This is a genomic window from Donghicola tyrosinivorans (assembly GCF_003003355.1).
GTDB lineage: Bacteria > Pseudomonadota > Alphaproteobacteria > Rhodobacterales > Rhodobacteraceae > Donghicola > Donghicola tyrosinivorans.
In genome coordinates, this window is sequence record NZ_PVTQ01000003.1 from 420,194 (window position 1) to 443,886 (window position 23,693).

The 23,693-nt window shown below is 60.4% G+C and carries 24 protein-coding genes, 1 tRNA gene and 1 pseudogene; 16 read left to right on the top strand and 10 right to left on the bottom strand.

Annotation, left to right across the window (positions count from 1 at the left end; genetic code table 11):
• Positions 1 to 82: 82 nt before the first annotated feature.
• The gene (locus CLV74_RS06830; protein WP_106263478.1) at positions 83 to 736 is read right to left on the bottom strand and encodes a ChrR family anti-sigma-E factor; all 654 of its coding nucleotides are present in this window, start codon (positions 734 to 736) and stop codon (positions 83 to 85) included.
• Positions 737 to 741: 5 nt separating this feature from the next.
• Positions 742 to 1,248 carry a sigma-70 family RNA polymerase sigma factor gene (locus CLV74_RS06835; RefSeq protein WP_211299011.1) on the bottom strand — a complete coding sequence of 169 codons (507 nt, stop codon included), beginning with the start codon at positions 1,246 to 1,248 and terminating at the stop codon, positions 742 to 744.
• A gap of 259 nt (positions 1,249 to 1,507) precedes the next feature.
• Here CLV74_RS06835 and CLV74_RS06840 point away from each other — a divergent pair, with 259 nt between their 5' ends.
• The 6 genes from CLV74_RS06840 to CLV74_RS06865 all read left to right on the top strand — a co-directional run bounded on the left by CLV74_RS06840 (position 1,508) and on the right by CLV74_RS06865 (position 6,542).
• Positions 1,508 to 2,806, top strand: a complete 1,299-nt coding sequence (locus CLV74_RS06840) for an NAD(P)/FAD-dependent oxidoreductase (protein WP_106263479.1) — start codon at positions 1,508 to 1,510, stop codon at positions 2,804 to 2,806.
• On the top strand, positions 2,803 to 3,561 hold the full coding sequence (locus tag CLV74_RS06845) for a DUF1365 domain-containing protein (protein WP_106263480.1): 759 nt from the start codon (positions 2,803 to 2,805) through the stop codon (positions 3,559 to 3,561). Before CLV74_RS06840 ends, CLV74_RS06845 begins: the two co-directional genes overlap by 4 nt.
• Positions 3,558 to 4,799, top strand: a complete 1,242-nt coding sequence (locus CLV74_RS06850; protein ID WP_425430968.1) for an MFS transporter — start codon at positions 3,558 to 3,560, stop codon at positions 4,797 to 4,799. Before CLV74_RS06845 ends, CLV74_RS06850 begins: the two co-directional genes overlap by 4 nt.
• Positions 4,792 to 5,355, top strand: a complete 564-nt coding sequence (locus tag CLV74_RS06855) for a DUF3833 family protein (protein WP_106263481.1) — start codon at positions 4,792 to 4,794, stop codon at positions 5,353 to 5,355. Before CLV74_RS06850 ends, CLV74_RS06855 begins: the two co-directional genes overlap by 8 nt.
• Positions 5,352 to 6,083 carry an SDR family NAD(P)-dependent oxidoreductase gene (locus tag CLV74_RS06860; protein ID WP_106263482.1) on the top strand — a complete coding sequence of 244 codons (732 nt, stop codon included), beginning with the start codon at positions 5,352 to 5,354 and terminating at the stop codon, positions 6,081 to 6,083. Before CLV74_RS06855 ends, CLV74_RS06860 begins: the two co-directional genes overlap by 4 nt.
• Before the next feature lie 84 nt (positions 6,084 to 6,167).
• Positions 6,168 to 6,542 carry a DUF3775 domain-containing protein gene (locus CLV74_RS06865; RefSeq protein ID WP_170107997.1) on the top strand — a complete coding sequence of 125 codons (375 nt, stop codon included), beginning with the start codon at positions 6,168 to 6,170 and terminating at the stop codon, positions 6,540 to 6,542.
• 34 nt (positions 6,543 to 6,576) lie between these two features.
• Here CLV74_RS06865 and CLV74_RS06870 read toward each other — a convergent pair.
• Positions 6,577 to 6,950 (bottom strand): annotated as a pseudogene (locus CLV74_RS06870) (VOC family protein).
• A gap of 47 nt (positions 6,951 to 6,997) precedes the next feature.
• Here CLV74_RS06870 and CLV74_RS06875 point away from each other — a divergent pair.
• The gene (locus tag CLV74_RS06875) at positions 6,998 to 7,540 is read left to right on the top strand and encodes a winged helix-turn-helix transcriptional regulator (RefSeq protein WP_106263483.1); all 543 of its coding nucleotides are present in this window, start codon (positions 6,998 to 7,000) and stop codon (positions 7,538 to 7,540) included.
• Positions 7,541 to 7,615: 75 nt separating this feature from the next.
• Here CLV74_RS06875 and CLV74_RS06880 read toward each other — a convergent pair whose 3' ends face one another.
• The 4 genes from CLV74_RS06880 to CLV74_RS06895 all read right to left on the bottom strand — a co-directional run bounded on the left by CLV74_RS06880 (position 7,616) and on the right by CLV74_RS06895 (position 12,052).
• On the bottom strand, positions 7,616 to 8,686 hold the full coding sequence (locus CLV74_RS06880; RefSeq protein WP_106263484.1) for a saccharopine dehydrogenase: 1,071 nt from the start codon (positions 8,684 to 8,686) through the stop codon (positions 7,616 to 7,618).
• Between the two features lie 24 nt (positions 8,687 to 8,710).
• The gene (locus tag CLV74_RS06885; protein ID WP_106263485.1) at positions 8,711 to 9,364 is read right to left on the bottom strand and encodes a histidine phosphatase family protein; all 654 of its coding nucleotides are present in this window, start codon (positions 9,362 to 9,364) and stop codon (positions 8,711 to 8,713) included.
• Positions 9,365 to 9,428: 64 nt separating this feature from the next.
• On the bottom strand, positions 9,429 to 10,133 hold the full coding sequence (locus CLV74_RS06890) for a response regulator transcription factor (protein ID WP_106263486.1): 705 nt from the start codon (positions 10,131 to 10,133) through the stop codon (positions 9,429 to 9,431).
• On the bottom strand, positions 10,130 to 12,052 hold the full coding sequence (locus tag CLV74_RS06895) for a hybrid sensor histidine kinase/response regulator (RefSeq protein WP_106263487.1): 1,923 nt from the start codon (positions 12,050 to 12,052) through the stop codon (positions 10,130 to 10,132). The genes CLV74_RS06890 and CLV74_RS06895 overlap by 4 nt, the downstream gene beginning before the upstream one ends.
• Before the next feature lie 193 nt (positions 12,053 to 12,245).
• On the opposite strand from CLV74_RS06895, the gene CLV74_RS06900 reads away from it, so the two are divergent.
• The 8 genes from CLV74_RS06900 (at position 12,246) to CLV74_RS06935 (ending at position 20,942) form a co-directional block, all read left to right on the top strand.
• Positions 12,246 to 14,219, top strand: a complete 1,974-nt coding sequence (locus tag CLV74_RS06900) for an AMP-binding protein (RefSeq protein WP_245888474.1) — start codon at positions 12,246 to 12,248, stop codon at positions 14,217 to 14,219.
• Positions 14,220 to 14,295: 76 nt separating this feature from the next.
• A complete protein-coding gene (locus CLV74_RS06905; RefSeq protein WP_425430969.1) occupies positions 14,296 to 15,108 on the top strand; it encodes an ABC transporter ATP-binding protein in 813 nt (270 codons plus the stop codon).
• A 19-nt stretch (positions 15,109 to 15,127) separates the two neighbouring features.
• Positions 15,128 to 16,081: a branched-chain amino acid ABC transporter permease gene (locus tag CLV74_RS06910; protein WP_106263528.1), complete on the top strand. Its 954-nt coding sequence runs from the start codon at positions 15,128 to 15,130 to the stop codon at positions 16,079 to 16,081.
• 2 nt (positions 16,082 to 16,083) lie between these two features.
• Positions 16,084 to 16,329 carry a hypothetical protein gene (locus CLV74_RS06915; protein ID WP_106263490.1) on the top strand — a complete coding sequence of 82 codons (246 nt, stop codon included), beginning with the start codon at positions 16,084 to 16,086 and terminating at the stop codon, positions 16,327 to 16,329.
• Between the two features lie 24 nt (positions 16,330 to 16,353).
• Complete coding sequence (locus CLV74_RS06920; protein WP_106263491.1) at positions 16,354 to 17,430, top strand: branched-chain amino acid ABC transporter permease; 1,077 nt, start codon at positions 16,354 to 16,356, stop codon at positions 17,428 to 17,430.
• An 83-nt stretch (positions 17,431 to 17,513) separates the two neighbouring features.
• The gene (locus tag CLV74_RS06925) at positions 17,514 to 18,809 is read left to right on the top strand and encodes an ABC transporter substrate-binding protein (protein ID WP_106263492.1); all 1,296 of its coding nucleotides are present in this window, start codon (positions 17,514 to 17,516) and stop codon (positions 18,807 to 18,809) included.
• A 79-nt stretch (positions 18,810 to 18,888) separates the two neighbouring features.
• Positions 18,889 to 19,713: an ABC transporter ATP-binding protein gene (locus tag CLV74_RS06930; protein ID WP_106263493.1), complete on the top strand. Its 825-nt coding sequence runs from the start codon at positions 18,889 to 18,891 to the stop codon at positions 19,711 to 19,713.
• A gap of 11 nt (positions 19,714 to 19,724) precedes the next feature.
• On the top strand, positions 19,725 to 20,942 hold the full coding sequence (locus CLV74_RS06935; RefSeq protein WP_106263494.1) for a phenylacetate--CoA ligase family protein: 1,218 nt from the start codon (positions 19,725 to 19,727) through the stop codon (positions 20,940 to 20,942).
• A gap of 155 nt (positions 20,943 to 21,097) precedes the next feature.
• Here the strand turns inward: CLV74_RS06935 and ykgO are convergent, their stop codons facing one another.
• Together ykgO and CLV74_RS06945 are read right to left on the bottom strand one after the other, a co-directional pair.
• Positions 21,098 to 21,223, bottom strand: coding sequence for a type B 50S ribosomal protein L36 (gene ykgO, locus CLV74_RS06940; protein ID WP_012177066.1), 126 nt, complete (start codon positions 21,221 to 21,223; stop codon positions 21,098 to 21,100).
• A 73-nt stretch (positions 21,224 to 21,296) separates the two neighbouring features.
• Positions 21,297 to 21,371 (bottom strand) — tRNA-Val (locus tag CLV74_RS06945).
• Between the two features lie 144 nt (positions 21,372 to 21,515).
• Between CLV74_RS06945 and CLV74_RS06950 the strand changes: the two genes are divergently transcribed.
• Positions 21,516 to 22,376, top strand: coding sequence for an N-formylglutamate amidohydrolase (locus CLV74_RS06950; RefSeq protein ID WP_106263495.1), 861 nt, complete (start codon positions 21,516 to 21,518; stop codon positions 22,374 to 22,376).
• Here the strand turns inward: CLV74_RS06950 and CLV74_RS06955 are convergent, their stop codons facing one another.
• Entirely contained in the window at positions 22,377 to 23,630 is a 1,254-nt protein-coding gene (locus CLV74_RS06955) for a DNA polymerase IV (protein ID WP_106263496.1), read from the bottom strand.
• Positions 23,631 to 23,693 lie beyond the last annotated feature (63 nt).

The following is a 23,693-nucleotide window of genomic DNA, read 5'->3' on the forward strand; positions in this document are numbered from 1 at the left end:
GAACAGCTTGGACGATTTCATATAGTAAAGCCCGGTAGTGTGGGACTACCGGGCTTTATTCATTTCACCGACCCCGAAAAGGTCAGATGCGCAGGAAACGCTGGGCCAGTCGCGGGATCAGGCTGTTGAACTTGAGTGGCGCATCGGTGGCGGCCAGACAGATACAGTCCCCCGAAATATCTGCGACAGGGGTGTGGTTCAGGTCTTCGTTCGCAACCTCAATGTCGCCAGGGCCAAAGCGGTCGGTCTCGTCGCTGAAGGCACCGCGTAGAACCAGCGTCAGTTCGGTGCCACGGTGACCGTGATCCGGGACAGAGGTGCCGGCGGGAATATACAGCAGACGCGCGGTCGCTTTTCCGTCGGTCTCCAAGATCGCCTGTTTGACCCCCATCCCGATCGACCGCCAGCGCACGTCTTTCAAGCTGCCCCCGATGTAATCAGCCAGCGGAGATGGCACATCCGAATTCAGCGGCGCGACCGGTTCTTGTGGTTCGGCCTCAATTGCTGTGATGCGGGCAAGGGTCTGTTCGAAACTCTCGTCACTTACCTTCACGGCGTCCACGTCTTCCAGTAACGCGCCGCCGACGGCGTCCATACTGCCTAGTTGGGCGCGGCATTCATCACACATGGCGATGTGGGTGGCGATCGTCAGGTTGAACGCCTCGGGCATGTTACCTGCGGAATACGCCATCATCAGGCCGTAGGGCAGATGGTGAGTGATTTTTAACTGTTTCATACCGGTCATCTCATATCGTGGCGCAAGCGTTCCAGCGCCAGTCTGATCCGCGACTTGATCGTCCCCAACGGAAGGCCGGTCGTTTCGGCGATTTCCGAATGGCTGAGATCGCCAAAGTAGGCTTTCTCGACCAAATCCCTTTGTTTGTCAGGAAGCGCCCCGAGTGCGGTCTTGAGGCGCGCATTCTCTTGTTGCATCGCCATGACGTCCTCGGCCTGCGGCTCTTGTTCTGGGCCCCAGGTCAGCTCTTCCGGTTCGGGCCGTCTTTGCCGACGGACCATGTCAATCTTGCGGTTGCGGGCGATGGTGAAGATCCATGTCGCAACACTTGCACGCGAGGGATCAAAGCTATGGGCTTTGGTCCAGACCGTCGCCAGCACCTCTTGGGTGCATTCCTCGGCCATTTGCGCCTCGGTGCCGCCTTTCATCAGAAATGCTTTCACCCGTGGGGCGAAATGCCGGAAAAGTTCGGCAAAAGCGGCTTGATCTTTGGACCCGGCGATGCGGGCCATGTGATCCACCCATAGGATGGACGGATTTGGGTCAGCGTTAGGCAAGCGGGTCTTTCCGTTTGGCGGCACGGTTTGTGCAACCAAGATATCACGGCTTTCGACCCGTGACGACGCCTCTGCGTCGAAAGTTCTACCGCTGTCTAACATCATGCAATGGATACGGGGCGATGTTGGAACCGGATCACTTTTGCCAGAGTTTTTTTCATCCGAACGGCTGCGGCCTGCGTAACCCCCTACAAAGACATACAGGAGACTGGGCATGCCCTTTGAGTTTGAAACCGGCGCACGTCGGAAAATCGCGATTATCGGCGGTGGAATCTCGGGGATGGGGGCGGCGTGGGCGCTGGCGGACAGCAATGACGTCACCCTAATTGAGGCGGAGCCACGCCTTGGCGGTCATGCCCGAACCAAGCTTGCAGGTAAGCGGGGCGATCAGCCGGTGGATACGGGCTTTATCGTCTATAACCGTGTGAACTATCCCAACCTTGTGCGCTTCTTCGAGATGCTCAAGGTGCCGGTGGTCCCAAGCGACATGAGCTTTGGTGCCTCGATCGACGGCGGGCGGCTGGAATTTAGCTTGGCCAACCTGCAGGGCATCTTCGCGCAGAAACGGAATGTGGTGAACGTCCGGTATCTGACAATGCTGCGCGATATCCTGCGGTTCAATGCAGGGGCCGAGGCCAGCGTGGCAGCCGATCCCGACCAGACCATCGGCCAGTTGATCCAGCGGATGGGCCTTAGCGACGGGTTCCGTGATTTCTATCTGGCACCTATGTCCGGCGCGATCTGGTCAACGCCTGTAGACCGCATTCTGGATTTCCCCGCGCAGGCGATGATCTCGTTCTTCAAGAACCATAATCTGTTGCAGGCCACGGGCCAGCACCAGTGGTACACGGTCGCGGGTGGCTCAGTCGAATATGTTAACCGCTTGGCCGATGATATGAAACGGCGCGGCGTGACATTGCGGCTTGGGGCCTCGGTGGCGGGCATTCGCCGCTGGGGTCTGGGGGCCGAGGTTCGCTGTGTCGGTGGTGAATGGGAGCATTTTGACGAAGTGGTTCTGGCCACCCACTCGGACGACAGTCTCAAACTGCTGTCTGATCCCCTCCCGCAAGAGCGCGAGATTCTGGGGGCTATCCGCTACCAGCCCAACACTGTGACCTTGCACGCGGACGCATCCTTAATGCCTAAGCGCCGGTCTGCGTGGGCCAGCTGGGTTTATTGTGAGGATAAGAACCCCTCTTCTGAAGGGATCGATCTGACCTACTGGATGAATAATTTGCAGCCGATCCCCCATGATGACCTGCATCTGGTGACGCTGAACACCCGTCGTCCGATCCGTGAAGAGCTGATCTACGATCAAACGGTCCTGCGCCATCCGGTCTATGACCTTGCCGCTTTGGCCGCGCAAAAGCGTCTGCCCGAGGTGAACGGTACCCGCAACACATGGTTTTGCGGCGCTTGGGCCAAGAACGGTTTTCACGAAGACGGCCTGTCCAGTGGGCTGGAAGTGGCCGCGACACTGCAAGTGCAATCGCGGGCGGTGGCGGCGGAATGAGCGATGTGATCGAACATCTGGACGCCCACACATGGCACGGGCGCAAAGGCGGGATCGAGAACGCGTTTCGCTATTCCATCGACTATGTGCTGCTAGAGCCTGAGGTCCAGCAATCTGCTCCGACCCTGTTCAGCCGCAACCGCTGGAACCTGTTTTCGGTGTCCGATCATGAACATGGGGGCGTTCCGCATCACGGCAAGGGGGCCGCTTGGGCCCGTGAGGTGCTGGCCAGTCATGATCTGCCTAGTAGTGGACGGCTGTTGCTTCTGACCCAGCCGCGGGTTCTGGGGCATGTGTTCAATCCGGTCAGCTTCTGGCTAAGCTTCGATGCCTCGGACAAGTTGCGCGTTGTGATTGCCGAGGTCACCAACACTTTCGGCCAGCGCCACAGCTATCTGTGTTACCGCTATGATCTGGAGGCGATCGGGGCCGAGGACGTTCTGACGGCGCGTAAAATCTTCCACGTCTCGCCTTTTCAGCCGATTTCTGGGGGCTATCGGTTCCGGTTTGACGTGCGAGATGAGCGGATTGGCATTTGGATTGACCTCACCCACGGCGAAGGCGGGGTAACTGCGACGCTCACGGGACGCCGAGCGCCATTGACCAACCGCACCATTCTGCGGGCTATGTGGCGGCGGCCGTTTGGGTCGCGCCGCGTGCTGACCTTGATCCACTGGCAGGCTTTGAAGTTGGCGTTTAAGCGCGCCCGCTTCCGTTCGGCCCCTGACGCCCCGCTCAAGGAGGTCAGCCGGTGATAGCCCGTCAGGTCCCATTGGGGGCCTACGCATTGTTTGCGGCACTATTGGCCTCGGCGGGTCTGCCGATCTACATGCACGCGCCCAAATTCTATGTAGACGCTTACGGCGTGGGCCTGCCCGCGCTGGGTGTGGTGCTGTTTGGTCTGCGTCTGGTGGATGTGGTGCAAGACCCGCTGCTGGGAATGCTGGCGGGGCGCTTGCGTCACAGAGGGTTTGCGGCGGCTGTGGCGGCTGCGCTGCTGGCGGCGGCGATGGTGGGGCTTTTTGCTGTGGTTCCGCCTGTCGCGCCGCTGCTCTGGTTTGCCCTGACGCTAGCGCTGCTGTTCTCGGCCTTCAGCTTTCTGACAATCCTCTTCTACGCGACCGGCGTGCAGCGGGCGAAGGATGTCCAAGGCAGCCACCTGCGGCTGGCCGCATGGCGAGAGACCGGCGGGCTGATCGGCATCTGCGTGGCAGCCGTCGCGCCGGTTGCGCTTGGGGCGTGGCTTTCCCAGCCCTTCGCGGGGTTCGCGGTGGGCTTTCTAGTGTTGGCCGCTGTGGCAACCATTGCGATGCACAGTGAATGGCAGGCTGCGGGCGCGGGGCCGGACATAGGGTTGAACGCGCTGCGCCCTGTGCTGGCGGACGGGCCTGCTCGGCGGCTTTTACTGGTGGCGCTGATGAATGCCGCGCCCGTGGCCGTTAGCTCGACCCTGTTTCTGTTCTTTGTCGATGCCCGCCTCAGCGCCGCAGGGGCCGAGGGGCCGCTACTGCTGCTATTCTTCGCCTGTGCCGCCCTTGCCGCCCCGATCTGGAGCGCTCTGGCCCGCAAGTTCGGGGCAAAGAAAATGCTGCTGACCGCGATGGGGCTGTCGATTGTGGCTTTCGCGGGCGCAGTCACGTTGCAGGCGGGCGATGTTGCCTTGTTTGCGGTGATCTGCGCGGCCTCGGGCGCGGCTGTCGGGGCGGATATGACCCTGTTGCCTGCACTATTCGCCCACCGAATGGCGCAGATCGTGCCCGAGGCCAGCATTGGGTTTGGCCTCTGGTCCTTTGTGAATAAGGCCGCTTTGGCCGTGGCGGCGATCGCACTTTTGCCGCTGCTCGGGGCTTTTGGCTTTCAGTCCGGCTCTGAAAATACCGAAAGCGCCCTGTGGGCGCTGACGGTGCTGTATGCCGCGCTACCTTGTGTGCTCAAGGCCTGTGCGGCGCTTCTGCTGCTGATGACTTCGTTAGAGGATATTCAAGATGTCTAGTGTTGTGTTCTTTTTTGCGGGTCTGCTTGTGGCCTTCGCTTTGGTGCTGCTGGCTCAGCGATTGGCCAGCTTTCGCGCCCAAACCCCCGATGATTATGCGGGCGGTGCGCAAAGTTTTGACATCCGCGCGGTGCTGAACGGCCCCATTGATTGCGAAGGGGTGATCTATGGCCCCATGGGCCGCGTGGCCTCGCGGTTTTGTGCGCAGATGAATGCGGACTGGCAGGGGAACAAGGGCCGCATGACCGAGTTCTTCACCTACGACAGTGGCACCACGCAGGACCGCGAATGGCGTTTGTCGGTGGATAATCAGGGCCGCATCACCGCCGAGGCGGAGGATCTGGTTGGTACCGGCATAGGCTGGCAAAGCGGGGATGCGGTGCAGCTGAAGTATCGCATTCGCTTGCCGCAGGAATCGGGCGGGCATGTGCTGGACGTGACGGACTGGATGTACCTTGCCCCGAACGGCGCGGTCGTGAACCGCAGCCAGTTTCGCAAGTTCGGGATCAAGGTCGCGGAACTGGTGGCCACCATGCGCCGCAAGGAGGACATGTGAACGAGTGGACGGGGAAAACCTATTGGCTGATCGGCGCAAGCGAGGGGCTGGGTCGGGCGCTGGCTCATCAGCTAAGCCGCGTGGGGTGCAAGGTTATTTTAAGCGCCCGCAGCGAGGATCGCCTGAACGAATTGGCCGATGAATTGCCCGGCGAGGCGCAGGTCGTGCCGTTGGATGTGACCGATGCGGACAGCGTTGCGCAGGCCGCGCAGGTCGTGGGCGATGTGGATGGCATGGTCTATCTGGCGGGGGTCTACTGGCCGATGGATGCCAAGCAAGTGGACGCGGAAAAGCTGGCCACGATGGGCGAGATCAACTTCATCGGTGCTTTGCGCTGTGTTGGGCAGGTGCTGCCGCGCATGATCGCGCGGGATCACGGTCATCTGGTGCTGACGGGCAGCTTGTCCGGCTTTCGCGGCTTGCCGGGTGCGGTGGGCTATGGGGCCAGCAAGGCAGGCGTGATGTCTCTGGCCGAGACCCTGCACGCCGACATCCGCCGCACCGGCGTTCGGGTGCAGCTGGTGAACCCAGGTTTCATCAAGACCCGCCTTACCGACAAGAATGATTTCAAGATGCCTTTCCTCATGACACCGGATGAGGCTGCGCGGGAAATCTTCGAACACATGAATGGGCGCAGCTTTGCGCGCAATTTTCCGACGTTGTTTTCGTGGGTGTTCCGGCTGTCTCGGTTCCTGCCGGACAGTCTTTATTACCGGATTGTCGGCTAACTGTCGTCTTGTTGTAGATCAAGGCGCGCAGGGTCGAACAGGCATCACACTGCCTGCCAGAACAGGTTTAACAAGGAACGCATCATGTTGCAGATATCCGCTTCTAAGATTGCTCACATCGTTTCTCTGGCCCATGAAATGCGCATGACCGCCGAGGAATACGAAGTGCTGACCGAGGATCTGTCCGAGGACGAACAGGGTCAGCCGACCTCGATGGATGGCTCGGAACTGGCCGAGTTTATCGATGACCTGAATGAGGACGAGCAGATCGATCTGGTCTGCGTCGCTTGGATCGGCCGCGAGAGCTTTACCGCAGACGAGTTGGAAGAGGCCCGCGAGACTGCGCGGAACGAGGCGACCACCGCCACCAGCAGCTATTTGATGGGGATGCCCCATCTGGCGGACCATCTGGAAAACGGTCTGGACGCCTTGGGTCTTGAGGATGACGACGACGAATAAGCAAAGGCGCCCAAGATAGGGCGCCTTTCGACATTTATGCGCCGGTTAGATCTTCGGCCAGCATCAGGGCGTTGCCGTCGGGGTCGTAGAACGTGGCGGTCTTGACCATCCCTTCGACAACGTCCGTTTCCCCGTCAAATTTGACGCTGGCCTGCTTAGTTTCTGGCGGGCGGTGTCCAGATCGGTCAGGCCGAATACCGGCACACAGTTGCCGGGGGCGGGCTTGGTGTGCTCGCCCAATCCAAGGGTGACGCCGGGTGTGTTGGTCTGAAGCTCGGACCAGCCAGCCTCATCCGCATGATAAAGCACCTCAAATCCCAGCATGGTCTTGTACCAATCGGCGCTGGCGTGCCGGTCTTTGACAGAAAGTGCGATGGTGATGTTCTGGTTCAGTGAAACAAGGCTCATGGGCTTTCCGGCTTTCCAAATGCACAAGAATATACTAACTATACTTTATGGACATAAGAAAACTTGTCAACATTTCCTCTAGGGCGTGGGCCGTGCCCATATTGTCCAGCCTGCATTCCGGCATCGCCGGACGGCAAGCCCCGCTGTTGGTCGCAACAGGGGCCAGCAGAACGGCCTTTGCCCAAAGCGTGGAGCATCTGATCAAGATCGGCTTGCTTGAACGAAACCCCGGCTACGGCCACCCCCTGCGCCCCGAGTTTCGCCTGACACAAGCGGGGATAGCGGCGGCGGCGATGGCCCATAAGGTTTATCAAAGTGCCAAGGACGAAGACCGGCTTTTGCTGCGCCGGTCGTGGACCTTGCCGGTGCTTAGTACCCTGCGTGTCCCAAGCCAGTTCAATGAGATCAAGCGGACCCTGCCAACGATCACGGATCGGGCATTGTCGCAGTCTCTGAAAACTATGGAAGAAAAGAACTGGGTTGAGCGCCGTGTTGACGGGGCATCGCGCCCGCCCCGTTCAATCTATCATGCAGTGAACGCGGGCGGTTTGATCAGTCAGATCACGGCACCGGACATTCGCCTAGACTAGCGCACCGGTTGGTTTCCGCAGACAGCGTTCGGTTTTATTCGACAGCTGTCTGCGGTTTTTCGTTCAGGGCAGCGATTACCCGTTCAGCTCTGCCATGTGCTGCGCAAAGGTCGCGCGGGCGCGGGACCAGACGCCGCCTTCATCACCCGACAACTGGCGCAGCCATGGCAGCAACTGCTCGGCATAGTCATCGGCGGACTCCAGCGGCAGCAAGGACGGCAGGTTGTCGATGGCCACGACATCCAGCGGCGGCGTGTCGGTCACGCGCAGGGCAGGCTCGGCCCAAGTGGTGGCGCGGTGATAGATCGGCACGGGGTTGTAATCGCTGTCCGGATCGCAGGCTACGTCCCCGATCACCGACAAGCTGCGCGGCAGATCAAGTGCGCTGCGGGGCACGAAGACCGGTGTGCCGGGGCGGGCGAGGATGCAGTTCAGGAACAGATCATGTTCCATGATCGCGGGGAACGGGCCGCCGTGCTGGGTTTCTTCGATGTCCCAGCGGGTGGTTTCTACTCCTAGACGTTCGCACAGATCGGCGGCACCGGTGCCCACGCGGCCCAAAGCGCCGATGACGATGGCGCGGGGTTTGCCCTCGCTGGCGGCGGTCATGGCGCTGCGGATCTGGGTGATAAAGCTGTCCACGCTGGGATGCGCCTGAATGGCGGGACAGACCGCGCCCTGCTGTTGCGCGGCCCACGCCAGCAGCGACACGCCCGCGCCTGCAAAACCGGCCCAATAGCCAAAGGCGGCCACGCGGCGACCGTCGGCATTCACAAGATATTCCAGATCCAGCAGGGTGCCGCCGCCTTGGGCAAAGCGTTTCAGCAGGCGCTGACCGGCGAACTGCCCTTTAAAGGCGTGGCCGAACATGATGTGCGTGTGGATCAGGGGCGAGTCATCGTCAGGCAGCTCTTTGAGGCCAAAGATGATCGCGTCCTTGGGGGCCGCGGGCCAGCTGCCTTCGGGTGCGATCTCAGCGCCGGTGGCTTGGTAGTCGCTGATCGGGATGATGCGCTGGTGGCTGTCTTCGACCGTCACGCGATAGCCCGTGTCGATCATAGCGGCAACGCCTGCGGGGGTGATGCCAACGCGCTGTTCATCGGGACGGCTTTCGGCGCGGACCCAAAGGTGAAGGGGCTGAGACATAGCTGGGGACTTTCTTAAACAGGCTTAAACGTGGGTACGGGCGTGCAAACGGTCGGGGTGATCCAGATGAGGCGTGGCGCCGAACTGGGTCAGGTGCAACTCATCGCCATGAATCGAGAATTTGTGAATCGAGGTATGGGCCACCGCAAGGAACATCTTAACACGTGCGGCGTCCTCAAGCCCCAGCGCAATCGCCGTCAGGGTCGAGATCACGCCGGTCGAGGTCACCAGCAAACAGCGCTGCCCGCTGCTGGCTGCGTCATGCAGGGCGCTGAAAATGCGGTCATGGAAGTGGTCGTAGGTTTCGGACAGGCCCTCAAGGGCGTTGTTGCGCCATGCGTCCAGCACTTGGGGGACGTGGGCGGCAAATTCCGCGGCATTGGTTGGAATCGGAACGCCTGAATGCAGACGCAGGGCGTCGGCCAGACCGAAGTAGTCCAACTCGTTCAGGCGGGGATCGGTGTTGTGGGGCAGGGCGCGGGTGTTCAGCCCTTTGGCGGTGTCGATCTGGCGCTGCATCGCGCCGCTGATCACGCGGTCATAGGCAGTCAGCCCGTGCAGATAGTCCCCCAGCCAGCGCGCCTGCTGGTGGCCCAGATCGGACAGGCGGTCATAGCTGGCCTCATCCTGTGCGCCGCTGTTGGCCTGTCCGTGGCGGACCAGAGTGATCTCGGTCATGGGAGCTCCTTTGATCTTTCGGTCAAAGGACTACGCGCCGATAGGCGTGAGGGCAAGCTGCGGTTTACCGCCAGACCACATCGCCTAGAAAGATGTAGCCCGCCCCGTAGATCGTCTTGATGAGACGCGGGTTCTTGGGGTCTTCCTGCAGCTTGGTCCTGAGGCGCGAGATGCGTACATCCATCGCGCGGTCAAAGCTTTCGCCCGCCGCACCGCCCAATGTTTCCTGCATATAGGCGCGGGTGATCAGGCGTTTCGGGCTTTCCAGAAACAGGCGCAGAACGGCCCCTTCGGCATGGCTGAAGGGGGTCTCGGCACCGCTCTGGTCCACAAGGGTGAATTGGTCAAAATGTGCGGTCCAGCCTTCAAACTGGGCGGTATCGCCCGCAGATGCGGCGGCCGTTTTGCCTTTGCGCAGGCGGGCGCGGATGCGGGCCACGACCTCGGACGGGTCAAAGGGTTTGATGATGTAGTCATCGGCCCCCAGTTCCAGCCCCGTGATGCGGTCTTGCACCTGCGCACGGCCCGAGATGATGATGACTGTCGCCCCCTGTTCCAGCGCCAGTCGATGGACCAATGTCAGACCGTCCTTGTCGGGCAGGGACAGATCAACAAGGCACAGATCGGGGGTGGTGGTTTTCAGAGCGGCCTCGAATTCTGTGGCGCGGCCAAAGGACAGAGTGCGAAAGCCCGCCTCTTCCAACGTGTCGGCCAGCAGGCGGCGGATATCGGGTTCATCGTCTAGGATTGTGACCAGCGGCGCAGTCATCGTGTCATCTCCTGTGCCATGGCGGCGGTCAGCATGCGCTGGTCAAAGGGCTTTTTCAGTACCGTGCCGCCATCGCGGGCGGCAGCGTGCAAAGGGTGGGTTTCCGGAAGCGAAGTCATCAGCGTCACTGGCGTCGGGGTGTCCAAGTGCATCAGCGCTGCCCGCAGGTCCACCCCTGTCATGGTCCCCGCAAGCGAGATATCGGACAGCACAAAGTCGATCTCGGACAGTTGGGCGGCCAAGGCCAGCGCCTCTTCGGCCGAGGTGGCCTCGATCACCGGAATGCCCTCGCTGGTCAGCATGTCGCGCACGACGGCGCGAATGTCTGGGCTGTCTTCGGCCAGCAGAACCATGCGCGGCGCCTTTGCAACAGGGGCTGCGCGGTAGGGCAGGCGGATGGTGACGCGGCCCCCTTGGGAAGTGTTGCCAAGGGTCACCGTGCCGCCTGCGGTTTTGGTCATGTCATAGACCATCGACAGGCCAAGGCCCGACCCTTCGCCGCCCTTGGTGGTGTAGAAGGGGTCCAGTGCGTGGGTCAGGGCGGCCTCAGAGAAACCGGGACCGGTGTCGCTAACCGAAAGCTCGACCCAAGTGTCCGCGATGGCCCGCAGGCGCAGAGTGATCCGGCCGTGGGGGGCGCTGGCATCGCGGGCGTTCAGCACAAGGTTCAGGGCCGCGTCCTGCAAGAGGCCCGCATCCAGCAGCAGGGTGCAATCTTCCAGATCATCCTGAACGGTCAGGTCCATCCCCTCGGGCAGCGCGGATCGTGCCAGTGTGCCCAGATCACGCAGGAAATCCTGCATTTTCACGGGCAGCAGGTGCACCTCGCGGCCCGCGGTGATGCCTGCGATCTTGTCCAGCAGCACACCGCCCCGTTTGGCGGCGTTGATGGTGGCGTTGATCAGGTCTTCGGCCTCGGGGGGCAGGGGCATACGGGCCAGCTTGAACTGCATCCCCAGAATGATCGTCAGAAGGTTCGAGAAATCATGGGCCAGACCACTGGTCAACTGAGCGGCCATCTCGCGCTTTTTGGACTGTTGCAGGGCGACGCGGGCTTGGGTTTCCTCGGTCACGTCCATCGACAGGATGTTGACGCCGGAAATCTGGCCGGTGCTGAGATCGGGCGTGAAGGCCACGCGCAGGCGGCGAGAACTGGCGTCGTGAGTGATCTCGAACGCACTGGCCTTGCCTTGCAGGGCCTCGTCCAGATAGGGGCGGACCTTTGCGTAGGTGCTGGTGCCCAAGGCCTCGCGCATGTGCAGGCCAAGGATTTCCTTGGGGCGGCCCGGCATGACCCACGAAAGTTGCCGGTTCGAATAGGTATAACGCTGGTCCAGCCCCACATGAGCGATGTGGGCAGGCATCATTTCGGTGGTCAGGCGGATGCGGGCCTCGGCGGCGGTGACGCGGGCGGTCGCCTCTTCCAATGCGGCGTTGGTGGCGGCCAGTTCGCGGTTCGCGGCTGACAGATCTTCGGCGTATGACAGAACCTGATCGTGCAACTCTTCGGACCGCGCGCGCAGCAGCGCCTCTTGCCGTTTGGTCTGGGTGATGTCCGTGTAAACGGTGATCCAACCACCGCCGGGTAGAGGGTTGCCTTCGACCGCAATGATACGGCCGTTGGCGCGGGTGCGCTCCATATAATGGGGGGCGAATGTGCGGGCTTGCTCGACGCGGGTGGCGACGAATCCTTCCAGATCGTCCAGCGGCCCGTATTCGCCGCGGGTTGCCAGATAGCGGATCACCTCTTCAAAGGCGACGCCGGGGGTCACCAGTTCATCGGGCAGATCGAACAGTTCCTGCATGCGCCGGTTTGAGACCGCCAGTCGCAGGTCGGAATCAAAAATCGACAGCGCCTGCTGGATCAGGTTGAGCCCCGAAACCGTCATGGCATGTATAGCGTATGTTGCGTCTGACATGGCTCCTCCGGCCATCATTTGGCGGCAACCAAAAGGCGGGCGCAAGCGCCGTTTTTGCGCTGTTACAATTCGTTAGATTTCGGAAATCTTCAGGAAAAAGTTGACCACCAACCTCTACCCGTGACCCAATGGGTCTATGAATCGCGCAAGCGATTTGTCCGGAGGGGAGACCGGACATAGGGAGGAGATTAACGTGGTAAACACGCAGGCGTCAGCCGGCGCGCTGGAAAGCTTTCCAGCGCTGCTGGCACGGAATGCACAGCTGTATTCCGGCAAACCCGCGAATCGCGAAAAGGAATTCGGCATCTGGCAAACTTGGAGCTGGGCCGAAGCCGCTGTTGAAATTGAAAAGCTGGCCCTTGGCCTGATCAATCTGGGCATTCAGCCCGGTGACCACATCGCCATTATCGGCCGCAACCGTCCGTATCTGTACTGGTCGATGGTGGCCGCGCAGGCGGCGGGTGCCGTGCCGGTGCCGCTGTATCAGGACGCGAACGCCGAAGAGATGGCCTATGTGCTGGATCACTGCGGCGCGCGCTTCGTCATCGCGGGCGATCAGGAGCAAGTGGACAAGGTGATCGAGGTGCAGGAAACCCTGCATCAGTTCGAACACATGATCTATCTGGATCCTCGCGGGATGCGGAAATATGATCACACCCGTCTGCATGAATATAGCCACGTGCAAGAGCAGGGCTATGCGGCGCGGGACGAGCTGACACCGGAACTGAACCGCCGCCGTGATGCGCTGAACTACGACAGCACCTGCGTGATGCTGTACACTTCGGGCACCACCGGCAAGCCCAAGGGCGTGGTTCTGTCCAACCGCAATATGATTGAAACGGCCAAGAATAGCTCGGAATTCGATCATCTGCGTGCAGGTGATGAGGTTCTGGCCTATCTGCCGATGGCGTGGGTCGGGGACTTTATCTTCTCGATCGGGCAGGCGTACTGGACGGGGTTCTGTGTGAACTGTCCCGAAAGCCCCGAGACGATGATGGCCGATCTGCGGGAAATCGGGCCGAGCTATTACTTTGCGCCTCCGCGGATTTTTGAAACCCAGCTGACCCAGACCATGATCCGCATGGAAGACGCTGGCAAAACCAAGAAGTGGCTGTTCGATCACTTTATGGCCCATGCCCGCAAAGTGGGTCCGGCCATTCTGGATGGCAAATCCGTCGGGATGATGGACCGTCTGAAATACGCCATGGGCGAGTTTCTGGTCTATGGTCCGCTGAAGAACATGCTTGGCTTTGGTCAGGTGCGTGTTGGCTATACCGCAGGCGAGGCGATCGGGCCGGAAATCTTTGATTTCTATCGGGCTTTGGGCATCAACCTTAAGCAGCTTTACGGTCAGACCGAAGCCAGCGTGTTCATCACGCAGCAGCCCGACGGCGAAGTGCGCAGCGACACGGTGGGCGTACCTTCGCCCGGCGTAGAGGTGCGGATTGCCGATAGCGGCGAGGTCTTCTACCGCAGCCCCGGTACCTTTGTTGAGTACTACAAGAACCCCGAAAGCACCCGCGACACCAAGGATGCCGAAGGGTGGGTGGCCACTGGCGACGCGGGCTTCTTTGAACCCTCGACCGGGCATCTGCGGATCATTGACCGAGCCAAGGACGTGGGCCAGATGGCCGATGGCAGCCTGTTTGCGCCCAAGTACGTGGAAAACAAGCTGAAGTTCTTCCCGAATATTCTGGAAGCTGTGGTGTTCGGGGCAGGCAAAGATCGTTGCACGGCCTTCATCAACATCGACCTGACGGCGGTGGGCAACTGGGCCGAGCGCAACAACATCGCCTATGCATCGTATCAGGAACTGGCCGGTCATCCGCAGGTTCTGGAGACCATCCAGAAGCATGTGGAAGAGGTGAACCGCAGCGTCGCGCAGGACGAGATGCTGTCGGGCTGCCAGATCCACCGCTTCCTTGTGCTGCACAAGGAACTGGATGCGGACGATGGTGAATTAACCCGTACCCGCAAGGTGCGTCGCAAGATCATCGCCGAGAAATTCGACGATCTGGTGGGGGCGCTCTATGACGGCTCGCCTACGATCTACACCGAAACCGAAGTGACCTACGAGGATGGCCGTAAAGGCAAAATCCGCGCGACGTTGGAGCTTCGCGATGCGGCCGTGGCGCCGGTCGCCCATCAGAGGGTGGCAGCAGAATGAGCATCTTGGACCGTCGGCATGAGTATTTGGACGATAAAGAAGGAATGGGCCTGTGTTTGAAGGAGCGGACTCAGTGATGGACGCAGACGCAGGATACGTGACCGAGGACGGTCGCCAGATCGGCGGCGTCCTGATGGAGATGAAGAACATCACCCTGCGCTTTGGCGGTGTGGTGGCGATCAAGGACATCAGCTTTGACATCCGTGAGGGCGAGATCCGCGCGATCATCGGGCCGAACGGGGCGGGGAAGTCCTCGATGTTGAACATCATCTCGGGGTTCTACACCCCGAGTGAAGGGGCGGTTTGGTACAAAGGCGCGCCGCGTCCGGCCATGAGGCCCTATGAGGTGGCCCGTATGGGTGTGGCGCGGACGTTCCAGAACATTGCTTTGTTCGAAGGGATGACCGTGTTGGACAACGTGATGACCGGCCGTCTGACCCATATGAATGCAGGGATTGCCAGTCAGGCCCTGTGGTGGGGCAAGGCGCGCGACGAAGAGGTCGCGAACCGTGAGAAGGTTGAGGAAATCATCGACTTTCTTGAAATTCAGGCAATCCGCAAAACGCCCGTGGGGCGTCTGCCTTATGGCCTGAAAAAGCGGGTCGAACTGGCGCGGGCGCTGGCGGCAGAGCCGTCGATCCTGCTGCTGGACGAGCCGATGGCGGGCATGAACGTCGAGGAAAAAGAGGACATGAGCCGCTTTATTCTGGATGTGAACGACGAATTCGGCACCACCATCGCTCTGATTGAACACGATATGGGCGTGGTGATGGACCTGAGCGATCGGGTCGTCGTGATGGATTACGGCAAGAAGATCGGTGACGGCACGCCTGATGAGGTGCGCAACAATCAGGATGTGATCGACGCCTATCTTGGCGTGCAGCACTAAAGGGATGACGTAAATGGAATTGCTGAACAATATTTTGGTCAAACCCTTCGTCGATATGGTCGAGGCACCGGACTTTCTGATGCAGGTGCTGTGGGAAGGTCTGGTCTCGGGCATCCTTTATGCGCTGATTGCGCTGGGGTTTGTTCTGATCTTCCGCTCGAGCCGGATTTTCAACTTTGCGCAGGGGATCATGGTGGTGTTTGCCGCGCTCGCGCTGGTGGGGTTCCACCAGTTGGGCGTGCCGGCATGGATCTCTGTTATCTTGTCCCTTGGGGTGATGTTCGTGCTGGCTGTCAGCATTGAACGGGTTGTCCTCCGCCCGCTGGTGGGCCAGCCGGACATCATCCTGTTTATGGCAACCATCGGGATCACGCTGTTCCTGATCGGCTTTGGCGAGCTGATTTTCGGCGGCGAAAACAAGGTGATGATCACCGAAGAACTGGGTATTCCCACGGGTGAGTTCATCTTTGAACCCTTTGGCGGGTTCCTGCTGCTGGAGCAGAAGGATGTGACGGCGGTTGTCGTGGCGGCGGTTCTGGTGGTGGCGTTGCTGTTGTTCCTGAACAAGACCCGTATGGGCCGCGCGATTCGCGCTTTGGGTGACGATCACCAGGCCGCGCTGTCGGTCGGGATCAGCCTGCAGACCATCTGGGTTCTGGTGTGGTTCATCGCTGGTATCATCGCGCTGGTGACCGGTATCGCATGGGGTGCCCGTGCAGGGGTCAGCTTTGCCCTTGAGGTGATTGCCTATAAGGCGCTGCCGGTTCTGATGCTGGGGGGGCTTGAGTCCATCACCGGTGCCATCATCGGCGGTCTGATGATCGGCCTGCTGGAAAAGCTGTTCGAGATCTACTGGGGTCAGCCCTTGTTGGGCGGCAATACCGAGACCTGGTTTGCCTTTGTTCTGGCCCTCTTTGTCCTTCTGTTCCGTCCCCAAGGTCTCTTTGGCGAGCGGATCATCGAAAGGGTCTAGATATGGCAAAGCTGATTGCACTGATGAATGTGATTGCTTGGGGTGGGTTCTGGACCTTCGGATATCTGGCCTTAGCGGGGAACTCGACGAATGGTCCGCAAATGGTTGTTGCCATCCTGCTGGCCGCAGCGGGAGGCGCGGCGGGGATGCTCTGCCACCTCTGGCTGGTGCGCCATTCAGAACGCACTGGACTGGCGCGGCCGCCGAAATGGGCGGTCAAGGAAGACGACGCGCACACCGTGCACTGATCCAACGCTAAACGGGAAAAGAGAATGCTTTATCGTACTTCGGGTCAGTTCAAGACCAGCTACACGGCGGATATGGCCCTGTTTCCGGTCCGTCAGGATGCCATCCTGCTGGCCATCATTCTGGCCTTCGCTTGGGTAATCCTGCCCCTGACGGCCAGCGAATTTGCCTTTCAAACCTTGCTGATCCCCATCCTGATCTATTCGCTGACCGCGATGGGTCTGAACATCCTGACCGGTTACGCAGGGCAGCTTAGCCTTGGGACGGCAGCGTTCATGGGCGTCGGAGCCTATGCCTGCTACAAGCTGGTAACTATTATGCCCTGGATGAATCCGGTGGTTGCGATCCTGATGTCGGGGTTCTTCTCGGCAGGTGTGGGCGTGATGTTCGGCATCCCCAGCCTGCGGATCAAAGGGTTCTATCTGGCGATTGCCACCCTTGCGGCGCAGTTCTTTCTGGTCTGGCTGTTTGAAAAGTGGGCGTGGCTCTACAACTACAACGCCTCGGGCGCAATTCAGGTGCCGAACCTTGATATGTTCGGTGTGACTGTTGCCGGTCCGACTGCGGACAGCATGACCCAGTACTATGTGGTTCTGGCGATCGTCAGCCTGATGACCATGCTGTGCATCAACCTGACACGGGGCACTCTGGGCCGGACGTGGAAGGCGACGCGCGACATGGATATCGCTGCCGAACTGATCGGCATCAACCTGATGAAGTCCAAACTGACTGCCTTTGCGATCAGCAGCTATATCATCGGCGTCTCGGGGGCACTGTTCGTGTTCATGTGGCGCGGTGCGGCCGAGCCGAACCTCTTCGATATTCCGCTGTCGTTCCGCATCCTGTTCATCGCCATCATCGGTGGTCTGGGTTCGATCCTTGGCAACTATCTGGGCGCGATCCTGATCGTCGGTCTGCCGGTGATCCTGAACACGCTGCCTCAGACATTCGGACTGCCGATCAGCTCGGCCACGGTTGAGCATCTGAACATCATGATCGTCGGCAGCCTGATCATATTCTTTCTGATTATCGAGCCCCACGGGCTGGCGCGTCTATGGGCGTTGATCCGTGAAAAGCTCATGATTTGGCCGTTCCCGCACTAACGCGGGGCAGCCCAACCTTTGGTGCGCTCTTTGAGGAGAGGGGGCACCGAAATCCATCCACGTGATCCAAGGGAGGAGTCCGGATGAAATTGTGGAAGAAACTGGCAGCAGCCACTGCCCTGACCGTTGTCGGCACAGGTGCCATGGCGGCAGAGCTTTACACCCCCAACCTGGCGTATCGCACAGGCCCGTTCGCAGCACTGGGTATCCCGCTGATGAACGGTCAGGCAGACTACATGACCCTGCTGAACGAGCGTGACGGCGGTATCGGTGGCCTCCCCGTGAACTTCGAGGAGTGCGAGACCGGCTATTCGACCGAAAAAGGCGTCGAGTGCTACGAGAAGACCAAAGGCGGCGCTCTAGTGACCCAGCCGTGGTCGACCGGCATCACCCTGCAGGTTCTGCCCAAGACCAACGTGGACCAGATTCCGATTCTGGCACCCGGTTACGGCTTTAGCCCCATGTCCGAAGGCGGCACTTTCCAGTGGGCCTATAACCCGCCCGCATCGTACTGGGACGGCGCCTACATGATCCTGTCGGACATCGCCGGCGGTGACATGGCCAACCTGAAAGGCAAGAAGATCGCCTTCCTGCATCTGGACCACCCCTTCGGCAAAGAGCCTCTGCCCCTCTTGGAGCAAATGGCAGCCGAGCATGGCTTTGAGCTGGTCCCGATCCCCGTCGGTTTGAAGGAAATGCAGAACCAGTCGGCCCAGTGGCTGCAGGTTCGCCGCGAGCGTCCGGACAATGTGATCATGTGGGGCTGGGGCGCGATGAACAGCGCAGCCATCGCCGAAGCTGTGAAAACCAAGTACCCCATGGACCAGTTCTATGGCGTGTGGTGGGCAGGTCATGATCCCGATCTGGCAGCCGTTGGCGCAGAAGGTAAAGGCTACAAGTCGATCAGCTGGTCGATGCCGCAGCCCGACAGCGCTCTGATGGCGGAAATCAAGGAAAAGGTCATCGCCAGCGGCAAGACCCAGACCACCGAGGACCAGCTGAACAGCGTCTTCTACCAGCGCGGTCTGGTCATGTCGATGATCCTGGCCGAAGGCATAAAGGCAGCGCAGGCGCACACCGGCAATGCGGAAATCACGCCCGCCGATCTGCGTTGGGGTCTGGAGAATCTGGACATCACCGAAGAGAAGCTGGCCGAACTGGGCATGGCTGGCATGGTACCGCCCTTCGCGACCTCGTGTGACAACCACACCGGTCACTCGGGTGGCTGGATCCTGGAATGGGACGGCGAAAAGTTCGTTCAGGCCAGCGATCTGCTGCAGGCTGACCAGTCGGTGATCGAAGCTCTGGCGGAAGCCAAAGCTGCCGAATACGCCGAGGCCAACGCGCCCTGGCCGGTCAATGACAGCTGCGGCGGCTAATCGCATCCGCTGAAACGGCTCCGGCGGCGCAGGTCACTGCCGGAGTTTCCATTGAGTATTTATATCAAGAAGAAGAGCCATGCTGGACGCAGGACGGACCGGAGAGACTCTGCTCGAGGTCAACAATATCGAGGTGATCTACAACCACGTGATCCTTGTACTGAAAGGCGTCAGCCTGTCGGTGCCCAAGGGCGGGATTACGGCGCTGCTCGGCGGCAATGGTGCGGGCAAGACCACCACTTTGAAAGCGATCTCGAACCTGCTGCATTCCGAGCGGGGCGAGGTGACCAAAGGGTCAGTGATGTACAAAGGCGAGCGGGTGCAGGATCTGGACCCCGCGGCGCTGGTGAAAAAGGGTGTGATTCAGGTGATGGAAGGCCGTCACTGTTTCGAGCACCTGACCGTGGAAGAGAACCTGATGACCGGTGCCTATACGCGGCACGACGGGCGCGGGGCGATCGATGCGGATTTGCAGATGGTTTACGACTATTTCCCGCGCTTGAAAGAGCGGCGGAAGTCGCAGGCCGGTTATACCTCGGGCGGCGAGCAGCAGATGGTGGCCATTGGCCGTGCGCTGATGTCCCGTCCTGAATGCGTGCTGCTGGATGAACCCAGCATGGGTCTGGCGCCCCAGTTGGTGGAGCAGATCTTCGAGATCGTGAAATCGGTGAACGAGAATGAGGGCGTGACCTTCCTTCTGGCCGAGCAGAACACCAACGTCGCCCTGCGCTATGCCCACCACGGCTACATTCTGGAATCGGGCCGTGTGGTGATGGATGGCTCTGCCGCTGACCTGCGCGAGAACCCTGATGTGAAAGAGTTCTATCTGGGGATGTCCGATGAAGGACGGAAGAGCTTCCGCGATGTGCGTAGTTATCGCCGCCGCAAGCGTTGGCTGAGCTGAGGGGGAGTGGCATGAGCACTTATTTCGACGGACTTGAGACTCGCAGCGCCGACGAACGGATGGCCGCGCAGATGGATGCTTTGCGGGCGCAGTTGCGCGCCGCCAAAGAGCTGCGGGGCTATCGTGATACGTTGGCCTTCATCGATGCCTCGGAAGTGGATGGGATGGATGCCTTGTCGCACTTGCCGGTGTTGCGTAAGTCCGAGATCGGGCAGGCGCAAAAGTCTCTGTCTCCCTTGGGCGGGTTCACTGCCAAGCCAGCCAGCGGCTTTGCCCATATCTTCCAGTCGCCGGGCCCGATCTATGAGCCGGGCGGGACGGACCATGACTGGTGGCGTATCGGGCGGTTCCTGCATGCGGCAGGCATCGGGCGCGGCGATATCGTGCAGAACTGCTTTGCCTATCACCTGACCCCTGCGGGCATGATTTTTGAGAATGGCGCGCGGGCTGTGGGGGCGGCTGTGCTGCCTGCGGGCGTGGGCCAGACCGAATTGCAGGTGCGGGCAGCGGCTGATGTGGGCACGACCGCCTATGCAGGCACGCCGGATTACCTGAAGGTGATTCTGGATAAAGCCGACGAGATGGGCGAACGCCTGAAGATCACCAAGGCCGCTGTGGGCGGGGGCGCGTTGTTCCCCAGTCTGCGCAAGGAATACGCGGATCGCGGGATTTCCTGTCTGCAGTGCTATGCCACCGCAGATCTTGGCAACATCGCCTATGAAAGCCCCGCGATGGAGGGGATGATCGTGGACGAGGGCGTGATCGTTGAAATCGTGCGCCCCGGCACTGGCACGCCTGTCCCAGAGGGTGAAGTCGGCGAGGTTGTGGTAACGACCCTGAACCCCGATTACCCGCTGATCCGCTTTGCCACTGGCGATCTGAGCGCTGTGATGTCCGGCACCAGCCCTTGTGGCCGCACCAACCTGCGGATCAAGGGATGGATGGGCCGTGCGGACCAGACCACCAAGATCAAAGGCATGTTCGTGCGCCCTGAACAGGTGGCGCAACTGGTAGCCAAGCACCCCGAGGTGACTCGTGCCCGTGTCATTGCCCTGCGTGAGGGCGAGATGGACGTAATGCGTGTGCAGATCGAAGGGGGCTCGGACGCGTCGGCTTATGAAAAGTCGGTGACCGAGGTGCTGAAGATGAAAGGGGCGATCGAATGCGTCCCCGTGGGTAGCCTGCCCAATGATGGCAAGGTCATCGACGACCAGCGCGACTACAACTGAACCTTCCGGTTACAGATGATTCTCGAACGCCTCCGCCTTTGCGGGGGCGTTTTCTTTTGGCCGTTGCTTAAGGATTAGGCAAAAGTTCTGGGCTGTAGAAAAAGAAAAGGCCGCCTAAAAAGGCGGCCTTTCCAAATCTGCTGCTCAGGATGCGCTTAGCCCTGACGGGCTTTAAAGCGGCGCTGCGTCTTGTTGATGACGTAGACGCGGCCCTTACGGCGCACGACACGGCAATCGCGGTGACGCTGCTTGAGCGAGCGGAGCGAGTTCTTGACTTTCATCGTGATCTCTCCCATTTCGCGGCGCGCGTGCGCCTAGTTAGCAGTTGCCCCAAGATTGAGGCGGTGAATTCGATGGTGCGAACGACTGGGATCGAACCAGTGACCCCTACGATGTCAACGTAGTGCTCTACCGCTGAGCTACGCTCGCACATCCGAAACAAAAATCCGCGTCCTAGCGATGTAGGCCGCGGAGCTCCGCGTCGGTTGCAGTCCTATAAAAGGAGTCGCAGAGGGGTTCAAGGCCTTTTGACACTGTTTCTTTTCAGATTAGATTTTTCCTGAAGGAGACAGAATGAATCACTCGGTCTATGAGCTACGGCTGCCCCGCCAGCAAACCACCCCTGTGGTCTTTGCGTCCCCGCATAGCGGTCGCGAATACCCTGTCGCATTCCTTTCCAAGACGATTCTGGACAATCACACGGTGCGATCGTCCGAAGACGCCTTTGTGGACCAGCTCTTCGCAGGTGTGGTCGATCACGGCGCCTGTTTGCTCAGTGCGCGATTCCCTAGGGCCTATCTGGATCTGAACCGCTCGTCCGATGAGTTGGACCCTGCATTGATCGAAGGTCTGCGCCGCCGCATCCATTCCCCTCGAATCGCGTCGGGGCTTGGCGTGGTGCCCCGCGTGGTGGCGGGCGGGCGCCAGATTTACCACGGTAAAATCTCTATGTCCGAGGTCCAGCGCCGAATCGACGATTGCTGGGTGCCCTATCACAGCCAGCTGCAGCGGCTTTTGGATAACACCCGCGCCCAACTGGGCAGTGTCGCCCTGATTGATTGCCATTCCATGCCTCATGAGGCGGTCGAGACCCTGACCCGCGACGGCAACCGTCGCCCCGAAGTGGTGATCGGTGACAGATTCGGCGCATCTGCTTCTTCTGCGCTGGTAGACGGGATCGAAGCCGCCTTCCGGCGCGAAGGCCTCTATGTAACCCGCAACAGCCCCTTTGCGGGCGCCTACACCGTGCAGCACTACGGACGTCCGGGCCGGAACCAGCACGCCATCCAGATTGAGATCGACCGTTCCCTTTACATGGATGAAAGCACTATCCGCCCCCGCGCCGATTTCGCTGACTTCCAAGCTATGATCACCCGCATTACCGCCGAGATATGCGAGATCATGCGTCCCTCGATGCCGCTGGCTGCGGAATAATCAGCGCAAAGCACGCCCTTTCAGAATCGCATCGGCCCCGAAGCGCTTGCGAATCTCGTCTGTGGCACGCTCGGCCTTGGCGCGGGTGCCCGCCTGCGGGTCCAGCAGATCGCCGGACCGGTCCGCATCGGCGCTGGAGACCAGATCGCTGACCCCGACCCCCAACAGGCGGAAAGGGCCATCCCCTTGCACCTGATCCAGCAGTCCCCGCGCGGTGCGATAAATCCGGTCCGCCATCTGGGTGGCATCGCCAAGGGCTGCCTGCCGACTGATCGACCGGAAATCGGATCGCTTCATCTTCAAACCGACAGTGCGTCCGGCGATATCCTTGGCCTTCAGGCGATCCGCCACTTTCTCGGACATCCGCCACAGATACCCGTCCAGTAAATCGGCATCAGAAATATCTTCGTCAAAGGTCGTCTCGTTGCTAACGGATTTCACGCCCCGATCAGCCGAGACCTTCCGCCGGTCCTCGCCCCGCGCCAGATGATACAGGCGCTCGCCCATACTGCCGAAACGGGCGATCAGGTCTTCGCGTTCCCACCGCAGCAGGTCCGAGATATCCCGTATCCCCGCCCGCTCCAGCGCCGCCTGCGTGGCGGTGCCAACACCCCAGATGATCCCGACTTTCTGACGGGCCAGAAACGCCTGCGTCTCTGCCTTCCCGATGACCGAGAACCCGTGCGGCTTGTTCAGATCAGAGGCGATCTTGGCCAAAAACTTGTTATGGGACAGACCCACCGATCCGGTGATGCCCAAATCCCGCTTCATATCCCGCACCAAGCGCGCCATCAGCACCGCTGGCGGCGCCCCGTGCAGCCGCGCTGTGCCTGTCAGGTCCACAAATGCCTCGTCCAGCGACAAAGGCTCCACAGCAGGCGTCAGCGCCTCCATGCGCAGACGGATTTCCTTCGAGACCGCCGCATAGACATCCATCCGCGGCTTGATCACCACCGCATCGGGACAAAGCTCCAACGCCTTGAACATCGGCATAGCCGAGCGCACCCCGCGAATCCGCGCCACATAGCAGGCCGTGGAAACCACACCTCGCCGCCCGCCACCGATCACCACCGGCTTGGCAGCCAACTCGGGCCGGTCGCGCTTTTCCACGCTGGCGTAAAAAGCGTCGCAGTCCATATGGGCGATGGACAAGTCCCACAGTTCCTCATGGGCAACCACACGGGGCGATCCGCACGCGCCGCAGCGCGGCCCGTGTTCCAACTCACTCAAGCAATCCCGGCACAGTGCAGGCATGTGGCACCTCCACCCTTTAATATAGAAAGGCAGATGCATCCCTGCACCTGCCTCTTTCATCTT

What these genes read in the sequence shown, in the direction of transcription:
- CLV74_RS06830 (WP_106263478.1), bottom strand. Translation starts at nt 736, where the DNA reads ATGAAACAGTTAAAAATCACTCACCATCTGCCCTACGGCCTGATGATG.
- CLV74_RS06835 (WP_211299011.1), bottom strand. Translation starts at nt 1,248, where the DNA reads ATGGCCCGCATCGCCGGGTCCAAAGATCAAGCCGCTTTTGCCGAACTT.
- CLV74_RS06840 (WP_106263479.1), top strand. Translation starts at nt 1,508, where the DNA reads ATGCCCTTTGAGTTTGAAACCGGCGCACGTCGGAAAATCGCGATTATC.
- CLV74_RS06845 (WP_106263480.1), top strand. Translation starts at nt 2,803, where the DNA reads ATGAGCGATGTGATCGAACATCTGGACGCCCACACATGGCACGGGCGC.
- CLV74_RS06855 (WP_106263481.1), top strand. Translation starts at nt 4,792, where the DNA reads ATGTCTAGTGTTGTGTTCTTTTTTGCGGGTCTGCTTGTGGCCTTCGCT.
- CLV74_RS06865 (WP_170107997.1), top strand. Translation starts at nt 6,168, where the DNA reads ATGTTGCAGATATCCGCTTCTAAGATTGCTCACATCGTTTCTCTGGCC.
- CLV74_RS06875 (WP_106263483.1), top strand. Translation starts at nt 6,998, where the DNA reads ATGGACATAAGAAAACTTGTCAACATTTCCTCTAGGGCGTGGGCCGTG.
- CLV74_RS06880 (WP_106263484.1), bottom strand. Translation starts at nt 8,686, where the DNA reads ATGTCTCAGCCCCTTCACCTTTGGGTCCGCGCCGAAAGCCGTCCCGAT.
- CLV74_RS06885 (WP_106263485.1), bottom strand. Translation starts at nt 9,364, where the DNA reads ATGACCGAGATCACTCTGGTCCGCCACGGACAGGCCAACAGCGGCGCA.
- CLV74_RS06890 (WP_106263486.1), bottom strand. Translation starts at nt 10,133, where the DNA reads ATGACTGCGCCGCTGGTCACAATCCTAGACGATGAACCCGATATCCGC.
- CLV74_RS06895 (WP_106263487.1), bottom strand. Translation starts at nt 12,052, where the DNA reads ATGTCAGACGCAACATACGCTATACATGCCATGACGGTTTCGGGGCTC.
- CLV74_RS06905 (WP_425430969.1), top strand. Translation starts at nt 14,296, where the DNA reads ATGGACGCAGACGCAGGATACGTGACCGAGGACGGTCGCCAGATCGGC.
- CLV74_RS06915 (WP_106263490.1), top strand. Translation starts at nt 16,084, where the DNA reads ATGGCAAAGCTGATTGCACTGATGAATGTGATTGCTTGGGGTGGGTTC.
- CLV74_RS06920 (WP_106263491.1), top strand. Translation starts at nt 16,354, where the DNA reads ATGCTTTATCGTACTTCGGGTCAGTTCAAGACCAGCTACACGGCGGAT.
- CLV74_RS06925 (WP_106263492.1), top strand. Translation starts at nt 17,514, where the DNA reads ATGAAATTGTGGAAGAAACTGGCAGCAGCCACTGCCCTGACCGTTGTC.
- CLV74_RS06930 (WP_106263493.1), top strand. Translation starts at nt 18,889, where the DNA reads ATGCTGGACGCAGGACGGACCGGAGAGACTCTGCTCGAGGTCAACAAT.
- CLV74_RS06935 (WP_106263494.1), top strand. Translation starts at nt 19,725, where the DNA reads ATGAGCACTTATTTCGACGGACTTGAGACTCGCAGCGCCGACGAACGG.
- ykgO (WP_012177066.1), bottom strand. Translation starts at nt 21,223, where the DNA reads ATGAAAGTCAAGAACTCGCTCCGCTCGCTCAAGCAGCGTCACCGCGAT.
- CLV74_RS06950 (WP_106263495.1), top strand. Translation starts at nt 21,516, where the DNA reads ATGAATCACTCGGTCTATGAGCTACGGCTGCCCCGCCAGCAAACCACC.
- CLV74_RS06955 (WP_106263496.1), bottom strand. Translation starts at nt 23,630, where the DNA reads ATGCCTGCACTGTGCCGGGATTGCTTGAGTGAGTTGGAACACGGGCCG.